The 14,960-nt window shown below is 33.5% G+C and carries 14 protein-coding genes; 4 read left to right on the forward strand and 10 right to left on the reverse strand.

From position 1 onward, the window contains the following. Nucleotides 1-79 precede the first annotated feature (79 nt). Nucleotides 80-469 carry a DUF1573 domain-containing protein gene (locus HX004_RS16935; protein ID WP_286443934.1) on the forward strand — a complete coding sequence of 130 codons (390 nt, stop codon included), beginning with the start codon at nt 80-82 and terminating at the stop codon, nt 467-469. 265 nt (nt 470-734) lie between these two features. Here the strand turns inward: HX004_RS16935 and HX004_RS16940 are convergent, their stop codons facing one another. The 4 genes from HX004_RS16940 to HX004_RS16955 form a co-directional block, all read right to left on the reverse strand. Then, nucleotides 735-1,151, reverse strand: a complete 417-nt coding sequence (locus HX004_RS16940; RefSeq protein ID WP_286443936.1) for a hypothetical protein — start codon at nt 1,149-1,151, stop codon at nt 735-737. 124 nt (nt 1,152-1,275) lie between these two features. Next, entirely contained in the window at nt 1,276-2,013 is a 738-nt protein-coding gene (locus HX004_RS16945; RefSeq protein ID WP_286443938.1) for a tyrosine-protein phosphatase, read from the reverse strand. A 16-nt stretch (nt 2,014-2,029) separates the two neighbouring features. Beyond that, the gene (locus HX004_RS16950; RefSeq protein ID WP_286443940.1) at nt 2,030-3,145 is read right to left on the reverse strand and encodes a lipoprotein N-acyltransferase Lnb domain-containing protein; all 1,116 of its coding nucleotides are present in this window, start codon (nt 3,143-3,145) and stop codon (nt 2,030-2,032) included. Nucleotides 3,146-3,148: 3 nt separating this feature from the next. After that, on the reverse strand, nt 3,149-4,225 hold the full coding sequence (locus HX004_RS16955) for a putative type IX sorting system protein PorV2 (RefSeq protein WP_286443942.1): 1,077 nt from the start codon (nt 4,223-4,225) through the stop codon (nt 3,149-3,151). Nucleotides 4,226-4,374: 149 nt separating this feature from the next. Between HX004_RS16955 and HX004_RS16960 the strand changes: the two genes are divergently transcribed. Together HX004_RS16960 and HX004_RS16965 are read left to right on the forward strand one after the other, a co-directional pair. Continuing rightward, complete coding sequence (locus tag HX004_RS16960; RefSeq protein ID WP_286443944.1) at nt 4,375-5,109, forward strand: CDP-alcohol phosphatidyltransferase family protein; 735 nt, start codon at nt 4,375-4,377, stop codon at nt 5,107-5,109. A gap of 193 nt (nt 5,110-5,302) precedes the next feature. Then, nucleotides 5,303-6,139: a hypothetical protein gene (locus tag HX004_RS16965; protein ID WP_286443946.1), complete on the forward strand. Its 837-nt coding sequence runs from the start codon at nt 5,303-5,305 to the stop codon at nt 6,137-6,139. A 128-nt stretch (nt 6,140-6,267) separates the two neighbouring features. Here HX004_RS16965 and HX004_RS16970 read toward each other — a convergent pair whose 3' ends face one another. The 4 genes from HX004_RS16970 to HX004_RS16985 all read right to left on the reverse strand — a co-directional run bounded on the left by HX004_RS16970 (nt 6,268) and on the right by HX004_RS16985 (nt 8,848). Next, nucleotides 6,268-6,999 (reverse strand): DUF3667 domain-containing protein, encoded by a 732-nt coding sequence (locus tag HX004_RS16970; RefSeq protein WP_286443948.1) that lies wholly within the window; start codon nt 6,997-6,999, stop codon nt 6,268-6,270. Between the two features lie 2 nt (nt 7,000-7,001). After that, the gene (locus HX004_RS16975) at nt 7,002-7,250 is read right to left on the reverse strand and encodes a hypothetical protein (RefSeq protein ID WP_286443950.1); all 249 of its coding nucleotides are present in this window, start codon (nt 7,248-7,250) and stop codon (nt 7,002-7,004) included. A gap of 183 nt (nt 7,251-7,433) precedes the next feature. Continuing rightward, nucleotides 7,434-8,186: an NYN domain-containing protein gene (locus tag HX004_RS16980; protein WP_286443952.1), complete on the reverse strand. Its 753-nt coding sequence runs from the start codon at nt 8,184-8,186 to the stop codon at nt 7,434-7,436. Between the two features lie 80 nt (nt 8,187-8,266). Beyond that, nucleotides 8,267-8,848: an LOG family protein gene (locus HX004_RS16985; RefSeq protein ID WP_286443954.1), complete on the reverse strand. Its 582-nt coding sequence runs from the start codon at nt 8,846-8,848 to the stop codon at nt 8,267-8,269. Between the two features lie 153 nt (nt 8,849-9,001). Between HX004_RS16985 and HX004_RS16990 the strand changes: the two genes are divergently transcribed. Continuing rightward, nucleotides 9,002-11,395, forward strand: coding sequence for a TonB-dependent receptor (locus tag HX004_RS16990; protein WP_286443956.1), 2,394 nt, complete (start codon nt 9,002-9,004; stop codon nt 11,393-11,395). A 446-nt stretch (nt 11,396-11,841) separates the two neighbouring features. Here HX004_RS16990 and cls read toward each other — a convergent pair whose 3' ends face one another. Both cls and HX004_RS17000 read right to left on the reverse strand, forming a co-directional pair. Further along, nucleotides 11,842-13,323 carry a cardiolipin synthase gene (gene cls / locus HX004_RS16995; RefSeq protein ID WP_286443958.1) on the reverse strand — a complete coding sequence of 494 codons (1,482 nt, stop codon included), beginning with the start codon at nt 13,321-13,323 and terminating at the stop codon, nt 11,842-11,844. Nucleotides 13,324-13,606: 283 nt separating this feature from the next. Then, nucleotides 13,607-14,218 (reverse strand): hypothetical protein, encoded by a 612-nt coding sequence (locus HX004_RS17000; protein ID WP_286443960.1) that lies wholly within the window; start codon nt 14,216-14,218, stop codon nt 13,607-13,609. Nucleotides 14,219-14,960 lie beyond the last annotated feature (742 nt).

Here is a 14,960-nt window from a genome sequence, read left to right on the forward strand (position 1 = left end):
TCTAAAATCGAATATGCGAAAAAAATTTGCGAGTTTTATAAAAGTTTCTAATTTTACAAAACAACAAAAAGTTATAGTAATGAAAAAATTAATAGCAGTATTTGCATTAGTGTTATCTAGTGCCTTGACATTCGCTCAAAATGGTCCAAAAATTCAGTTCGCTGCTGAGAACAACACAATCGATTACGGAACAGTAATCAGAGGGAATGACGATGGATTACGTACATTCGAATTTACAAACACAGGAGATCAACCGTTGATTATTACAAACGTGCGTTCTACATGTGGATGTACAGTTCCTTCAAAACCAACAGAGCCAATCATGCCAGGTAAGAAAGGAAAAATCGATGTAAAATACAACATGAGCATCGGAAGAATCAGCCGTACAATTACTGTTGAATCTAATGCAGTAAACTACGAAAACGGTACAGTGCCTTTGAGAATTAAAGGTGAAGTTATAGAAAAATAGTTCTACTCAACATAAAAAAAGCCACTCTATCGAGTGGCTTTTTTTATATTATAATTTTATATTCTAAAACTAGTTACCTTTCCATTACCAACTTTGTCAACCCATCCCTTCATAACTGAGTTTCGTTTATTACCCGCATAAGTAATTTCTCCTTTTGCCTCAACTTGAGCTGTTTCACCTTGATACTGAAATGTTCCTCCTTCCTTATGTATATAAGTAGCTGTTACAATGGGTACGCTAATTTCTGCACTAGACGAAGATACTACTACATTATTAAAATCATAGTCAAAATCGATTCTATTGTAGAGCTACCAAATTCAAAACTATGATTACCTGTAATATACGAACTTGTAGCATTTATTGTATAATCAATATCTCCTTTATTATCTCCCTTTATAGAATCAATATTTTCATATTCAATTCCTTCATGAAACATCTTGAGGATCTTATCCAACTGTTCTAAATCCATCTGCTCATATTCTGCTCTAAATGCCTTACTATTGCGATCAACATTAGAATCTGGTGCCCATCCATATTTATCAAAGACCTTAGTTGCCTCCTTTATTTTTAAATCTAATAAGGCCTCTTTTACTGTTTGATCTTCTTTTTCTTTTGTACTATCCTTACTACATCCTGCAATAAAAACAGTTCCTAATACAAGTAGAATTAATGCTTTTTTCATTGTCTAAAAATTTAAATTATAACTCCTACTAAAGTAAATTTTATCTATAATTCAGACAATAATGCATTCAAGTATTTTCAACAAAAAACACTACAAATCAAATAGTTACAAAAAAAAGGTTATCCTACTTCCTAAACTCTTGATTATTATTAATTGCTTGCGTAAAAAACTCAATGGCTTTTACCTCCACTTTAGCGTCAAATCCCTTGATGTGTTTTTCGTGGTGAATGTCGGATCCTACAAAATCGATCAATCCATGTTGTAATAAATAATTTGCAGCTTCTAATACATGTTTGCCATAATATCCCGTTACTGAGAGTAAATTCATTTGAAAAAGGCAACCTGCTTTCTTCAATTTTTTGTACATGGCTGTATTTTGGTGGTAAAAATTATAGCGTTCTGGATGAGCTAATACAATATCATATCCGTTGGATTTCAATTGAAACAAAATATCCATCAATTGAATAGGAGGATTCATATAGGACATTTCAACCAAAACATAATCGCCCTTTAAAGTTAAAAGCTCTTTGTTTTCAATATGTGGTAATAGACTTTCATCCATCAAATACTCAGAAGCAACTCTTAATTCAATTGCTTTAGTCTCTTGAGGCAATTGTTCTTGTACTTTTTGGTATTGGTCTAAAATACCTTCTCGCGTATTTTCCCATATTAAAGGTGTAGTATGTGGTGTGGCAATTGCTTGGTCAAAACCAAGGTTTTGCATGGAAGAAATAATGTATTTGGTATCATCAATGGTCTTCGCACCATCGTCAATTCCATAAATTAAATGGGAATGAATATCTACAAAACCTTCGGGAATTAAGTTTTTTAAAATCGGTTTAGATTTAAAAAATGAAAACATACTCTGTTATTTTACTCTATTCTTTTACTACACTACTTCTAAACTCTATAAACAATGTCGCTAGAGTTAAGAGATACAAAGGTAGCGTTATTATTAATTTTTCTGAGAATAAATTCAAAATAACATACAACATTAACATTAATAAAACAATCAATCTTAATATTCTTTTAATTTTACTCTTATTATTAACAAATGGAATAAAAAGTAAGATAGGATTACATAGAAAAACCACATTATTTAATAATACTTCACTGTGTAGAGAATAAAATCCTACTAAAAGAAAAAATAGTCCAAAAATCCCCATAGCGATAAAATAAATGGAGCGAACGATGCGATTCATCGATAATGCGAGTAGCAAAGCACACGCTACAGAAGCAAACCAATAGGTATTCCACCATACAGAAGTATCAATCGGTTTGGCTTGAAAAACGTTGATTTCGTCTTTTACCAAAGGTTGATCTCCATTCATGGTATGTGATAATCCTGCTTGGAATTTATCAGGTAAAAACAACAAAGTCGATGGATGATCAACTTTGTTTCCAAAAATGAGGTTAATCCCCAATTTTTCGAAATAACGATCTTTTAAATAGGTATTTAATATTGAACGATAATTTGCTGTATTTCCTTCTATATCTACTTTTACTGGTGTTGGCAGCACTTCATTCAACACATCTACCACTTTAGTTGTGCAGTTGTTATCGATAAATTTGTATGTATAGTATCGATTTTCTTCTTTTAACGATTCGTTTAAAAGGTTCCAGACGCGTTGTTTTTGGTTTTGAGACAGGTTGAGTTCTTGTTCCACTACGGAGCGATTGTCATAAGCGTAATTCACTACAAAACTCTCATAACTATCGTAATCCACGAAGTAGAGTAAATCTCCTTTGACGAATTTGGCATAAAAATTAGGGATTCTAAAATCAAACATCCCGTAGTTGTACACGCGGTCAATTCCTTCTGCAGGGTCAAAAACACGGATAGCGGTATGCCCAAAAAGCGCATACAATTGTCCTCCTGTTCCACAAGTTAAAACACTTATTTTTGCTCGATCTGACAGTTGTCTATCTGCTGTTTTTCCAAAACTCAATTGGGTGATAAACACAGCAAAGAACAACGCAATTATTTTTTTCATTTCTTACTTTCTAAAAATTCCTAAATCTAATTTCAACGAGAATACATTGGAGTAAATAGCCGCGCTTTGATCACCAATATCGGTTAAAGCATAATCCACTTGAATTCCTTTATAATGAAACCCTACACCTATATTAGGTTGAAACTCCGTTTTTTGCGTATTGTCCATTTGTCTATTATTTTGAAAATTGCCAACTCCCCCACGAACAAATACTAAATTGGCATACCCAAACTCAACACCAAGTGAAGGAGTCATACTCATTGATCCACTTGAGATTACCGCATTGGTTTCAGCGAATTCAACATGAAGGGCAAAAGCGGCTAACAAATTCAGATCCCGCGTTAGTTGAACATTTTTTGACACCCCCATTTGCAATTTCGGCAAAGTAATTTCTGTTGTTTCGGGCAATTCTTGATTCATGCCTTCCACTGCTCCTTGTACTTTGCTGTATTCTTTTTTATTGATGTTCCACATATTATAGGTCGTCGTAATATCACGGGCCATTACGCCAAACATCCAGTCTGAATTGGTTTTGTACTGTACTCCAGCATCAAATCCAAATCCCCAAGAATTGGCAAACTTTCCAATAACACGACGTACAACTTTGGCATTAACTCCATAAGTCAATCCTGGAATAGGAGTATTACGCGCATAAGAGAGTACAAAAGCATAATCAGCAGCCGAGAATAAACTAATGCGATTATAATCGATATTCCCCTGTTGATCAATCAACTCTGTGGTATTCATGATATCGTCAACGCCAAATCGGATGATTGAAAATCCCAAAGCACTTCGCTCATCTAGCGGCATGGCAAATGCAGCATAATCGTATTGAGCAATATTAGCAAAATAACTGGCATGCATTAAAGCAACCTTCTGATCTTCCAATTGCATGAGTCCCGCTGGGTTCCAATAAACTGAATTTACATCCCCGCTGGAAGCAACCACACTATTTGCCATTCCCATTGCAACAGCATCCACTCCAATATTCAAAAACTCATTCGAATATTTTCTCGCTTTTTGTGCATGAGCAGCAATCCCGATGCAAAGTAATAACGTACATACTGTTAGCTTTTTCACAAACCTTTATTTATTATTCATACTAAGTTGTAAAAATAGTAAAAAACTAAAAGGCTATGAAGATATTATTATTACTAAGTTTATGATACCTTTGTATAAGAAATAAAGTCCAATTATTTTAAATATACGAAGACTAAAATAAGATATACATGAAAAAACACCTTCCAAATTTCATCACTTTATTAAACCTCTCATCGGGATTGATAGCTTGTATCTATGCTTTTGACGACAATATCCACATGGCCTTTTTATGGGTGTGTATTGGTATTTTCTTTGATTATTGGGATGGATTTGTAGCGCGCATTCTCCATGTAAAGAGCGAACTAGGGCTTCAATTGGATTCTTTGGCAGACATGGTAACAAGTGGTGTAGTACCTGGATTAATTATTTACAAGCAGTTAGCTAATATTCAGGAAACTCAAGGTCCATACAATCTAACACCGGAGACCTATTATATGGCTATTGTTCCCTATTTAGGTTTTCTTATTACGTTGGGAGCGGCTTACCGTCTAGCTAAATTCAATATTGATACCAGACAAACGGATTCATTTATTGGATTACCTACCCCAGGGAATGCTCTTTTCATTTTGAGTTTACCCCTAATTGTAAGTACAACAGATTCTGAAGCGGTTATATCATTCTTAAGCAATCCTTATGTATTGGTAATCATCAGTGTATTGAGTGCCTATATTATGAATGCAGAATTGCCTTTATTTTCTTTGAAAATTAATCCTAAAAACTTAGGTGCCTATAAATTGCAATTGGGCTTTGTACTTGTTTCAGTTATTCTATTAATTACCTTACATTACTTAGCTATTCCAATCATCATCTTGCTTTACATCTTGCTTTCAGTCATGAAGAATATGACCGTAAAAAAGAAGTAGCTTAAATAATAAGGCTCACAAAATACCAAAGTGATCAAAAAATATTTTGATCACTTTTTTTATACATTTATGGCAAATGTATTCAATAAAATAAAAAACAAATTTCTTAATTTTAACATTTAATACAATTTTAATATACTCATTACAAGTAAAAAACAACTATTTTTAGTTAATTAACCACAATAACTATTTTATGAAAAGATTGTTTTTTTTTAGCTTAACACTAGTTTTGCTATCTTGTTCTAATGAAGAGCCTACAGCTTCATCTACACTAGCTGGCAAAGATATTCAACAAAGTCATCCTGATATAAATGTCGACACTCCATATAAGTATGATTCAATCAATGGTGATGGTATGAGAAATAATTATCTTTTTATTATCAGAAATGATACTGATTTTACCTTCAAATTTGCCGCTCATTCTGGACTTGCCGTATATGATGGAGCAGATGACTTAAAATATTGGGGGCATAATTTAACTACTACAAATAGTCCCAATCTTACTGCTAATGGACATGAATATGGTAACTATATCAACTATGATTATGTATTCATTAACGCTAGAACAATAGAATCCCATAATTCTCAATATATTAACCCTATATACTATACTCAACCCATTTGGAATGCCAACGGAACTTTAGCCAACGATCCTAGACTAATTCCGCAAAATGCCACACAAACAGAAAACAATTTCCTCGCTAAATTAGGTAAAATTTACTTCTTGAAATTTGAAGCATATGATGGTAAAACTCCAATTGCAGGATCTATTGTAAAATCTAGTTTTCCGCATAACTATGATGCAAATAATTTGCCTACTAGTGGAAATTGGGCAAGAACTCATATTTTAGATAGTTATTTCCAAGAAGAACTAATATACAATAAACACACCAAAGAGATCTTTTTACCAACAGGTCCAAATAGCACTTTTTCAGACACCAGTACTTTTGAATATCAAGGAATAAACTATACCGTTGGATTTAGAACAGACGCGAGCAAAGTTGAAATCTATATAGAAGAAGCTATTTAAAAATAAAATTATCTACTCTTAAATTATACTTCACAGTATAATATCTATTAGAAATGGTATACCAAAATAAGTCAATAATAAGAACTAATTTTAATCAAAAAAGGTCAGCAAATGCTGACCTTTTTTATTTATCTTTTAAATACAATATCTACAAATATTCCAATCACTGTTACCAGGACTTGAAAAGACGCTACTCCAAGTAGGTAACTAAGTAATGCTTTAAAGTAATTGCCTTTAGTTCCACCGTAAAACTGTCCAATTGCCCAACTCAAATAGAAAAAGATTACAATTGCTGTAATACATTCATTGAGCAATATCAATTGTGGAAATACATAATTCAACAACACTTGTAATGTATACAACAACATTCCTTCTGCCATAATTAAACTCGTCATGACGAAAGTCTCATATGCATTGTATTTAAAGTCATCAAAGAGAAATTTCGCCCAAAAGGTAATGGGTGCTAACATCAATAAATTAGCATAACCATAATTATTTTGAATCCACAACGAAATTTGATAAGCACTGGAATCTCCATATACCGCCTTCAACATACTCGTGTGAATGACATCGGTTTTAAAATAATGGCTAATAAATGTATAGATTAAAGAGGTGAGAATAAGAAAAGTAATAGGTTTGGTAATTCGCTGTCTATCTTCCTTCAGATATTGACGAATCACCTTTCCGGGATGAATGGCCAATGCTTTGACTGTATAAATGAATCCCTTTTCATATCCTGTGAGTTTCATCAACTCTTGAATAGCGTAATTTCGATCAATTCGCTCCACGACTATGGGTTGTCCGCAGTTCGAACAAAAATTACCTCCCTCAACTGATTTACAATGAGAACAAATGGCCATACTTACTTTAGATTGCGGTGTTTGAGTTCTTTTTCAAAAATTCTATATTCTTGTCCTTTCTTTGCTAAGAGAAAAACAAAAAACAAGGGAAAGACAGTAAAAAACCCCATTCCTTTTTGAAGCGCACTAAATAGAGCTACTCCTATAAAAACACCGATAAGACCTGCATTAATTAGGGCATAGGTCTTTACCTTTTTGCTCTTTTCAATCAACGTTTCATTCGTTAATGCCTTTAATTCTTGTTCTGTCATAGGATTGAGTTATTATTGTACAGTTTCTTTTTATTCGATTTAATTCATACGAAAAAGGCGAATAACATAAAAAAACACATTTGCTTTGCCCAAATGTATAAAAAAAATAAGCAGATTGTTAACAGAATGAAGAAGGGCTTTTAAAAGATTAGATATCAAAAAAAAAAAGAAGTAACCGAAAGGTTACTTCTTTTTTACTAAAGGATGATTTAATCCTTTTACATTATTGTTGATAACTTCGTATGTTTTTAAATGTTTAAACATTTCGGTTAAATTTCTAAAACCATAATCGCGGGAGTCAAAACTTGGATCTAATTTACGCAGGTTATTTCCTACGGTTGAAATATAAGCTTCCACTTCTTCATCAACAGACATATCAAAAGCCTTGTCAATGAGACGCATTTCTTTTTTAGTGATGGTCAAGGTATCGTTTTCCTCTTCTTCACCAACGACTTGTTTTTTCTCTTGATTGACATTTTTCTCTGCTTTAACTGCTTTCGGCATTAACGTCTCACAATAAGTAAAAATCTCACAAGATTGTACAAAGGCATTGGGTGTTTTTTTCTCTCCAATTCCCATCACAAAAATCCCTTCCTCTCGAATTCTTTTAGCGAGCCCTGTATAATCACTATCACTAGATACAATACAGAAACCATCAACCATTTTAGCATGGAGAATATCCATAGCGTCAATAATCAACGAACTATCTGTAGAATTCTTTCCTGAAGTATAATTAAATTTTTGAATAGGTGAAAAGGATAAATCATTCAATAAATCCTTCCAACTGTTCATTTGAGGCGTAGTCCAATCTCCATAAATTCGACGAATGGTTACTTTGCCATATTTTGAAACTTCAGCTAATATGTTCTCTAGTAATTTAGCTTGTGCGTTATCCCCATCAACGAGTATCGCTATATTGTTATTGTTTTTTTCCATTTTTTGTAGTATTCAAACTCAAGTAGGTAAAATACGAAAAAAAGAGGTACAAACTGCGTTTTTAATCTTTTTTTAGCACCCTAAAGGTTTTCTTTTGTAACTACCCATTTCCCAACTTTAGGGGCTTCATACACCTTCATTTGATGTAACAAATCCTCAATATCATCTGATACAATCACCATATTTTTATTTTCTTCTTTTAAAAATCCTTGATGAACCATGGTGTTTATCATGTTCAACAAAGGATCATAAAATCCTGCTACATTAAACAAGGCAATCGGTTTTTTATGCAAGCCTAACTGTCCCCAAGTTAATACCTCAAAAAACTCTTCCAATGTGCCATATCCACCTGGTAAGGCAATAATACCATCAGACAATTCGTCCATTTTCGCCTTGCGTTCGTGCATCGTCTCTACAAAAAGCAATTCACTCAATCCTGTATGCCCTAATTCTACATCAGCCAAAAATCGAGGTAATACCCCAATAACTTCACCTCCATTTGCCAATGCACCATTGGCAATGGCTCCCATTAAACCTACCTTCGCTCCTCCATAGACCACGCCAATTTGATGTTGAGCCAACGCTTCTCCCAAAGCAATTGCTTGTTCAACATATTCTTCTTTATTTCCAGCACTTGAACCGCAAAAAACTGTATATCTCATATTTATACTTTTTCTAAATAAAATCAAATCACTAATACTCAATTAATTACAATTAAAATATTTGATTATTCATTTTTTTTACTTTTTATCTTGTAACAAAAGTAAGATTTCTCAGTCTATTAATGTAGACAAAAACTTAATTCAACTAATCCCATGAATTCAAAACTATCTTTATTGTTTTTTCTACTATCCTTTTGTGGTGTTTTCGCCCAAGGTTCAGTAAAAATTACGGGGCGCGTACTTGACAAAAATCTCAAAGAAGCGATTCCTTATGCAACAATTACATTGAAAAAAGGAGAAACAGTTATCACAGGTGGGATGACCGCTGATAATGGTACTTTCTCTATTGCTGCCACAGCAGATACGTACAACTTAGACATTCAATTTATCGGTTATACGCCATACCACAAAGAAATAACGTTAAGCAATGCTACAGATTTAGGTACCATTTACCTAGAAGCTGAATCTACAACTTTAGCGGATGTAAATATTGTTGCTGAACGCTCTACAATTGAACAAAAAATCGACCGAAAAGTAATCACTGTCGGTAAAGATTTAACAACAGTAGGAGCTACAGCATCGGATATCATGAACAATATTCCTTCAGTTAACGTAGACAAAGACGGAAAAATCTCATTAAGAGGAAACGAAAACGTGAGAATCTTATTGGACGGAAGACCAACGAATATGTCTGCAGAACAGTTGTTAAAACAAATTCCTTCCACTTCAATCAAAAGCATTGAGTTAATTACCAATCCAAGTGCTAAATACAACCCAGAGGGAATGTCGGGAATTATCAATATCATTTTACACAAAAACACAGCTGATGGATTCAATGGTTCTGTGGATAGTGGTGTAACAATTGCTAAAAATATTCAATCGACAACTTCACTAAACTTAAATTACAGACAAGGAAAATTAAACTTCTTTGGTAATGCTAGTTATTCAGATGGTAAATCGAAAAATGAAGGAAATATGTTCCGTGAGGATATCTTATCTCCAACCAATATCGACATGTTAAATCACAACCGAAACTTTTTATACAAAGTAGGAGTTGATTACTACATCAATGACAACAATACCTTGTCTTTTTATACAAATCAAAGTACAAATAAAAGTGACTTAGATTTAAAAACAACGACAATTTACCCAGACCATTCTTTTGATGATATTTTTCAAAAAACAAAATACGACAATAAAAATACGTTTAGTACCTACAACTTAGCGTATAAACATTTATTTGAGAAAAAAGGCCACACATTAGATGTTGAAGTAAACCACAACATCAATAAAGCAGATATGGATGGTGATTACCTAACAAAATTAGGCATGGCTAGTGATTTGCTATACCAAGATGGAAACAACGATAAAAATACCTTATCGACTGTAAATGTCGATTATGTGAATCCATTAAACGATCATACGAAATTAGAATTAGGAGCAGAAGCTAGAATTTCAAGAGCAGATAACAATTTCAGCTCAAACAATCCTTTAATTCCTTCAAATCAAACAGCCATCGCAAATAAATATGATCAAGATATCTTTTCGGCTTATGCGACCTTCGGTCAGACACTAGGTAAATTTAACTACCAAGTAGGAACGAGAGTAGAAAGTTACAAAGTAGATTCTAAACTAGATGGCACTTCTACATTTAAAGATGATTATGTAACGCTTTATCCTTCGGTTTACGTTGGATATAACTTAACGGAGAGCGACATGTTCAACTTGAGCTATAGTCGTCGTGTAGATCGTCCTGGAGTAAGACAAACAAACCCAGTTCGTCAATTTTCAACACCTTTGATGACCATGGTTGGAAATCCTGAGTTAAAACCACAGTTTACCAATTCAGTAGAATTAAACTATACGCGATTATTTGCGAAGAGAAGCAGCATTACTGCTGGTGTTTACTACAGACGCATTAATCACGAAATCAATCACGTTATTTACGATGATCCAGAAAATGACAATCCAAATGCTTTGTTAATGACGTTTGACAACTACAAATCAAATGATGCATATGGATTTGAAGTATCGGCAAACATTATTGTTACACCTTGGTGGGATATGCAACCTGCTATTGATTTCTCTAGTATCAAACAAACGGGATTTGTTTCTCAATTGGATGCAACAGGAACGATGCAAACTGTATTGAGAGACATCACAGCTAATGCATTTAATGCACGTTTAAACAGTAACTTCAAGGCAACGAAAAACTTGCGTTTTAACTTGTTCGGATTCTACAGAGGTGCAGTAGATGGAATTACATCTGACGCAAAAGAAATGTATAAAATTGATGCTGGAGCGCGTTATGCTTTAATGAACAACAAATTAGGGATTAGTGTGAGATTCAATGATATCTTCAATACAATGTCGTACAAATTCAAAACAAAATATCCTTATCCTTCAACAGGTGAATTCACTTGGGAAAGTCAATCCGTATACATTGGTGTAAACTATACATTCGGTGGTGGAAAAGGAAAATCATTACAAAGAAAATATAGAGATACAAACACCAAACAAAGTGGTGGTTCAGGAGGACTGTTCTAAGTCTCTACTATAACATTCAATTATTACGCAGAAAGAGGATACACCTAAAAGGGTATCCTCTTTTTTTGTTCAACCGTTAACTGATAATCTTTAGATTTGCTTTTTTATCTCACCTATTTTATATTTTGTTTTAGTGTTCGATGAATCTTCACTTCGTTTCGATTTGCTTTTTCGCAAGTTGCTTTTTTGTCAAATAATCGATTAAGAGAATAACCGATTAAGAGAATAACCGATTAAGAGAATAACCGATTAAGAGAATAACCGATTAAGAGAATAACCGATTAAGAGAATAACCGATTAAGCAAATAAACCAATTAAGCGAATTTTGGATGAAAGAAAATATATCCTTAAATCAGAAAATTCATCTGATAACCCTTAACTGATAACCCTTAACTGATAACCCTTAACTGATAACCCTTAACTGATAACCCTTAACTGATAACCGTTCACAACAAAGGTGACAGCAAACGCAAGATGCTATTTTTTAATCGATGCCATTTGGAGCGCTTATTCCATCGATCTAATTCCAATTTGATTGCATCTTTACAATCCTCATCAAACATTTTTCGCATTTGATTGGCAAAATCCATGTCGTATAAGACCACATTGACTTCAAAGTTTAAATCAAAACTTCGATGATCAAGATTACACGTTCCCACTGAGCTTATTCCCGAATCAGTAACCCAGGTTTTGGCGTGAATAAATCCTTTTTTGTATAAATAAATTTCCACTCCTGATTCTAGTAATTCTTGAAAATAGGATTCTGACGCTAATTTAACTGCGAGAGAATCCGTAATTCCCGGTAAAAGTAATTTTACTTTTTTTCCACTTAACACGGCCATTTTAATGGCTAGTTGCAACGATTCATCTGGAATGTAGTAAGGTGTTGTAATACAAATTTCTTGCTCTGCTGCTTGAATAGCTTGTATGACACTAAAAAGAATCGAAGGCACATCTGAATCAGGTCCTGAAGCAATTACTTGTAAAGGCATCGTACGCTGTTTTCCCATGTGAATTTTAGGAAAATAATCCGCAGTGAAACTGATATTTTCTTTACTACAAAAATTCCAATCCGTTAAAAAAACATGTTGCAAACCATAGGCTCCACTTCCTTCGATGCGAATATGCGTATCCCGCCAAAAAAAATCATTTTCAGCTTTTCTACTGTTGTCATATCGATCTGATATATTAATTCCCCCTGTATAGGCAATTTGTCCATCAATCACGACTATTTTGCGGTGATTGCGATAATTCAATCGATTTGCTAAGGCTAACAAGATAATTTTATTAAAAGCAAAGGCATGTACACCATGGGCAAGTAAATCCTTTACAATATTCTTTCGAATACTTCTACTGCCAAAATCATCGTAAATAAAGCGAACTTCCACTCCTTCTTGAACCTTCTGTTTTAGTAATGCTGCAACTTCTCTTCCGATTTCATTATTTTCATAGATATAATATTCAATGTGGATATGGTGTTTTGCCTTTTTTATATCCTCTAATAAACGAGGAAAAAAAGCTTCTCCATTTTGCAGAAGTTCTACATTGTTATCCACTAATAACGGGCCTTCTCCTACAATGGGATTAGACAATAGTTTTACAAAAGAGCGATGCTTATCTACAATGGGATGTCCTTGTTGTTTTAAATCGAGATGGATTTCACTTAAACGTTGATATAATCTTTCTGCGTAATTATCATTGGCGATGAGTTTTTTGGAGTACATTTTTCGTCTACGATAGTTAATTCCGAAAGAGAAATAAAAAATAATACCAAATATAGGCACAAAGAATACTAACAACAGATAAGCTAATGTTTTCGAAATAGAGTCGGTATCATAGATAATTCGGACAGCAACCAGTGTTGCAATAAGAAAGTAGGCGATTTCGATATAAATGACCCATTCTGCTTCGAAAAAAAATGATATCATAAGTTGAATGCTTTAGTAGGCTAAGTAATTACTCAAAGTAAATCTAAATTTACGCATTCTTTTCTAAACTCCTCTATATCAAAATTCAAAACAAGTTGATTTCCTCCTCTTCGATTCATTTAACTATAACGTTTACTTGTGCTAACTCAATTGTTTGGATTCCCTTCTAAACTACAAAAGAAAGCGTTCTCCTTATGGTCACTTAACTCTTTTAAATCAGCCCACACGAAGCTCCCGTTAACAAAAATTAGACAAGTAAAATGTTTCTTTATTTTACTGATTTTTAAAGCAATCGCTCAACGATTATACCTATAAATCGTTCTTGTATTTGATTAAATGTAGAACAAGTCACTCTATATGTTTCACCTGTATCCCTCATCGTCATAATACTCACAAGAGTTGAATGATCATAATAACTCAGAGCTGGGGTCCCTTTAGTGCCAGGACTATTATGTGAATACGTCCACTGATCTTTAATAAGATAATTAACATCAATAACATTGTGATATTCTCTCCTATTATTGGAAACAGGTATTAACCTAGTCCAACTTGAACTACAATTCATATATATCTTCCTATCTGCATGTAACATAACTTGCAAATATAGAACACCATACCCCGCGTTTGTAAGTCGAAAACTAAAATCTCCCATTCTGATGGTCGTTTTTTCGCCTATACTTCCCCTATCCACCAGAAAATGTTTTCTTGCATAAGTCGGATAATTATACACAACCCAATCATTGTTTTTATCAGCAACTATAGACAAACTTTGTCCTGGATAAAGAAAAAATGAAGAGGTATCATAGGTTTTTAACCCACCAAATCTTAAGGATTTACCTCCTTGCGTTTTTACTTTTAAAACTAGATTCTTCGTTAAATTTACAATATTGTACATTCTTCCAAATGCATTTTCTCCATTTTCGTATTTAGGCAGATAAAACGTGCCATCTTTATCCGAACTACTATTAAAACTAACATTACAATCATCCTCTTGAAGATAGTAGGTTCGCGATGATTAGTAGAAATAGATCCTTGTACAGTTAGTGTACTAATAATATCGGTGGTATTTACACCAATTTGTGCATAGCCTAAACTACAAGCACTCATAAAAATAAATAGGATTTTTTTTGTCATGTGTCTTTCAATTAAAGTGCAAATAAATTAACACCGCAAAAAAAAGTCACGTCAAAACATCAAAAATGAAAAACAATTTTACTTGTACCTTTTTTCAACTAGTAAAATTACGATTAGCAGAGCAAAGCCCCCTAGTGTATTTATTATATGTATACTGCGCTACATTCATACTTTCTAGGACATTTTTTAGTCTATTTTTTTCGATTTATTTCAACACTAGAGCAGATCAATCCAAAAGAGCAGGCTAAAAAATTGACAAAAAGATAAATATTTTTTTTTAAACGGAGTTTATTACACGTTTAGCTTTAAAAAGCAATTATCTTAGGAAGATAGAGAAAAAGTGTACTTGGTGAATCTGATTAAAAAGGTTGGATGTTTGTTCGAAGCCTTGTAGTCAAAAAAAAGAGGGTGCCTATTAGGACACCCTCTTTGAGCCGATGGAGGGACTCGAACCCACGACCTGCTGATTACAAATCAGCTGCTCTAGCCAGCTGAGCTACACC

Source organism: Myroides sp. 1354 (genome assembly GCF_030324495.1).
Classification (GTDB): Bacteria; Bacteroidota; Bacteroidia; order Flavobacteriales; family Flavobacteriaceae; genus Flavobacterium.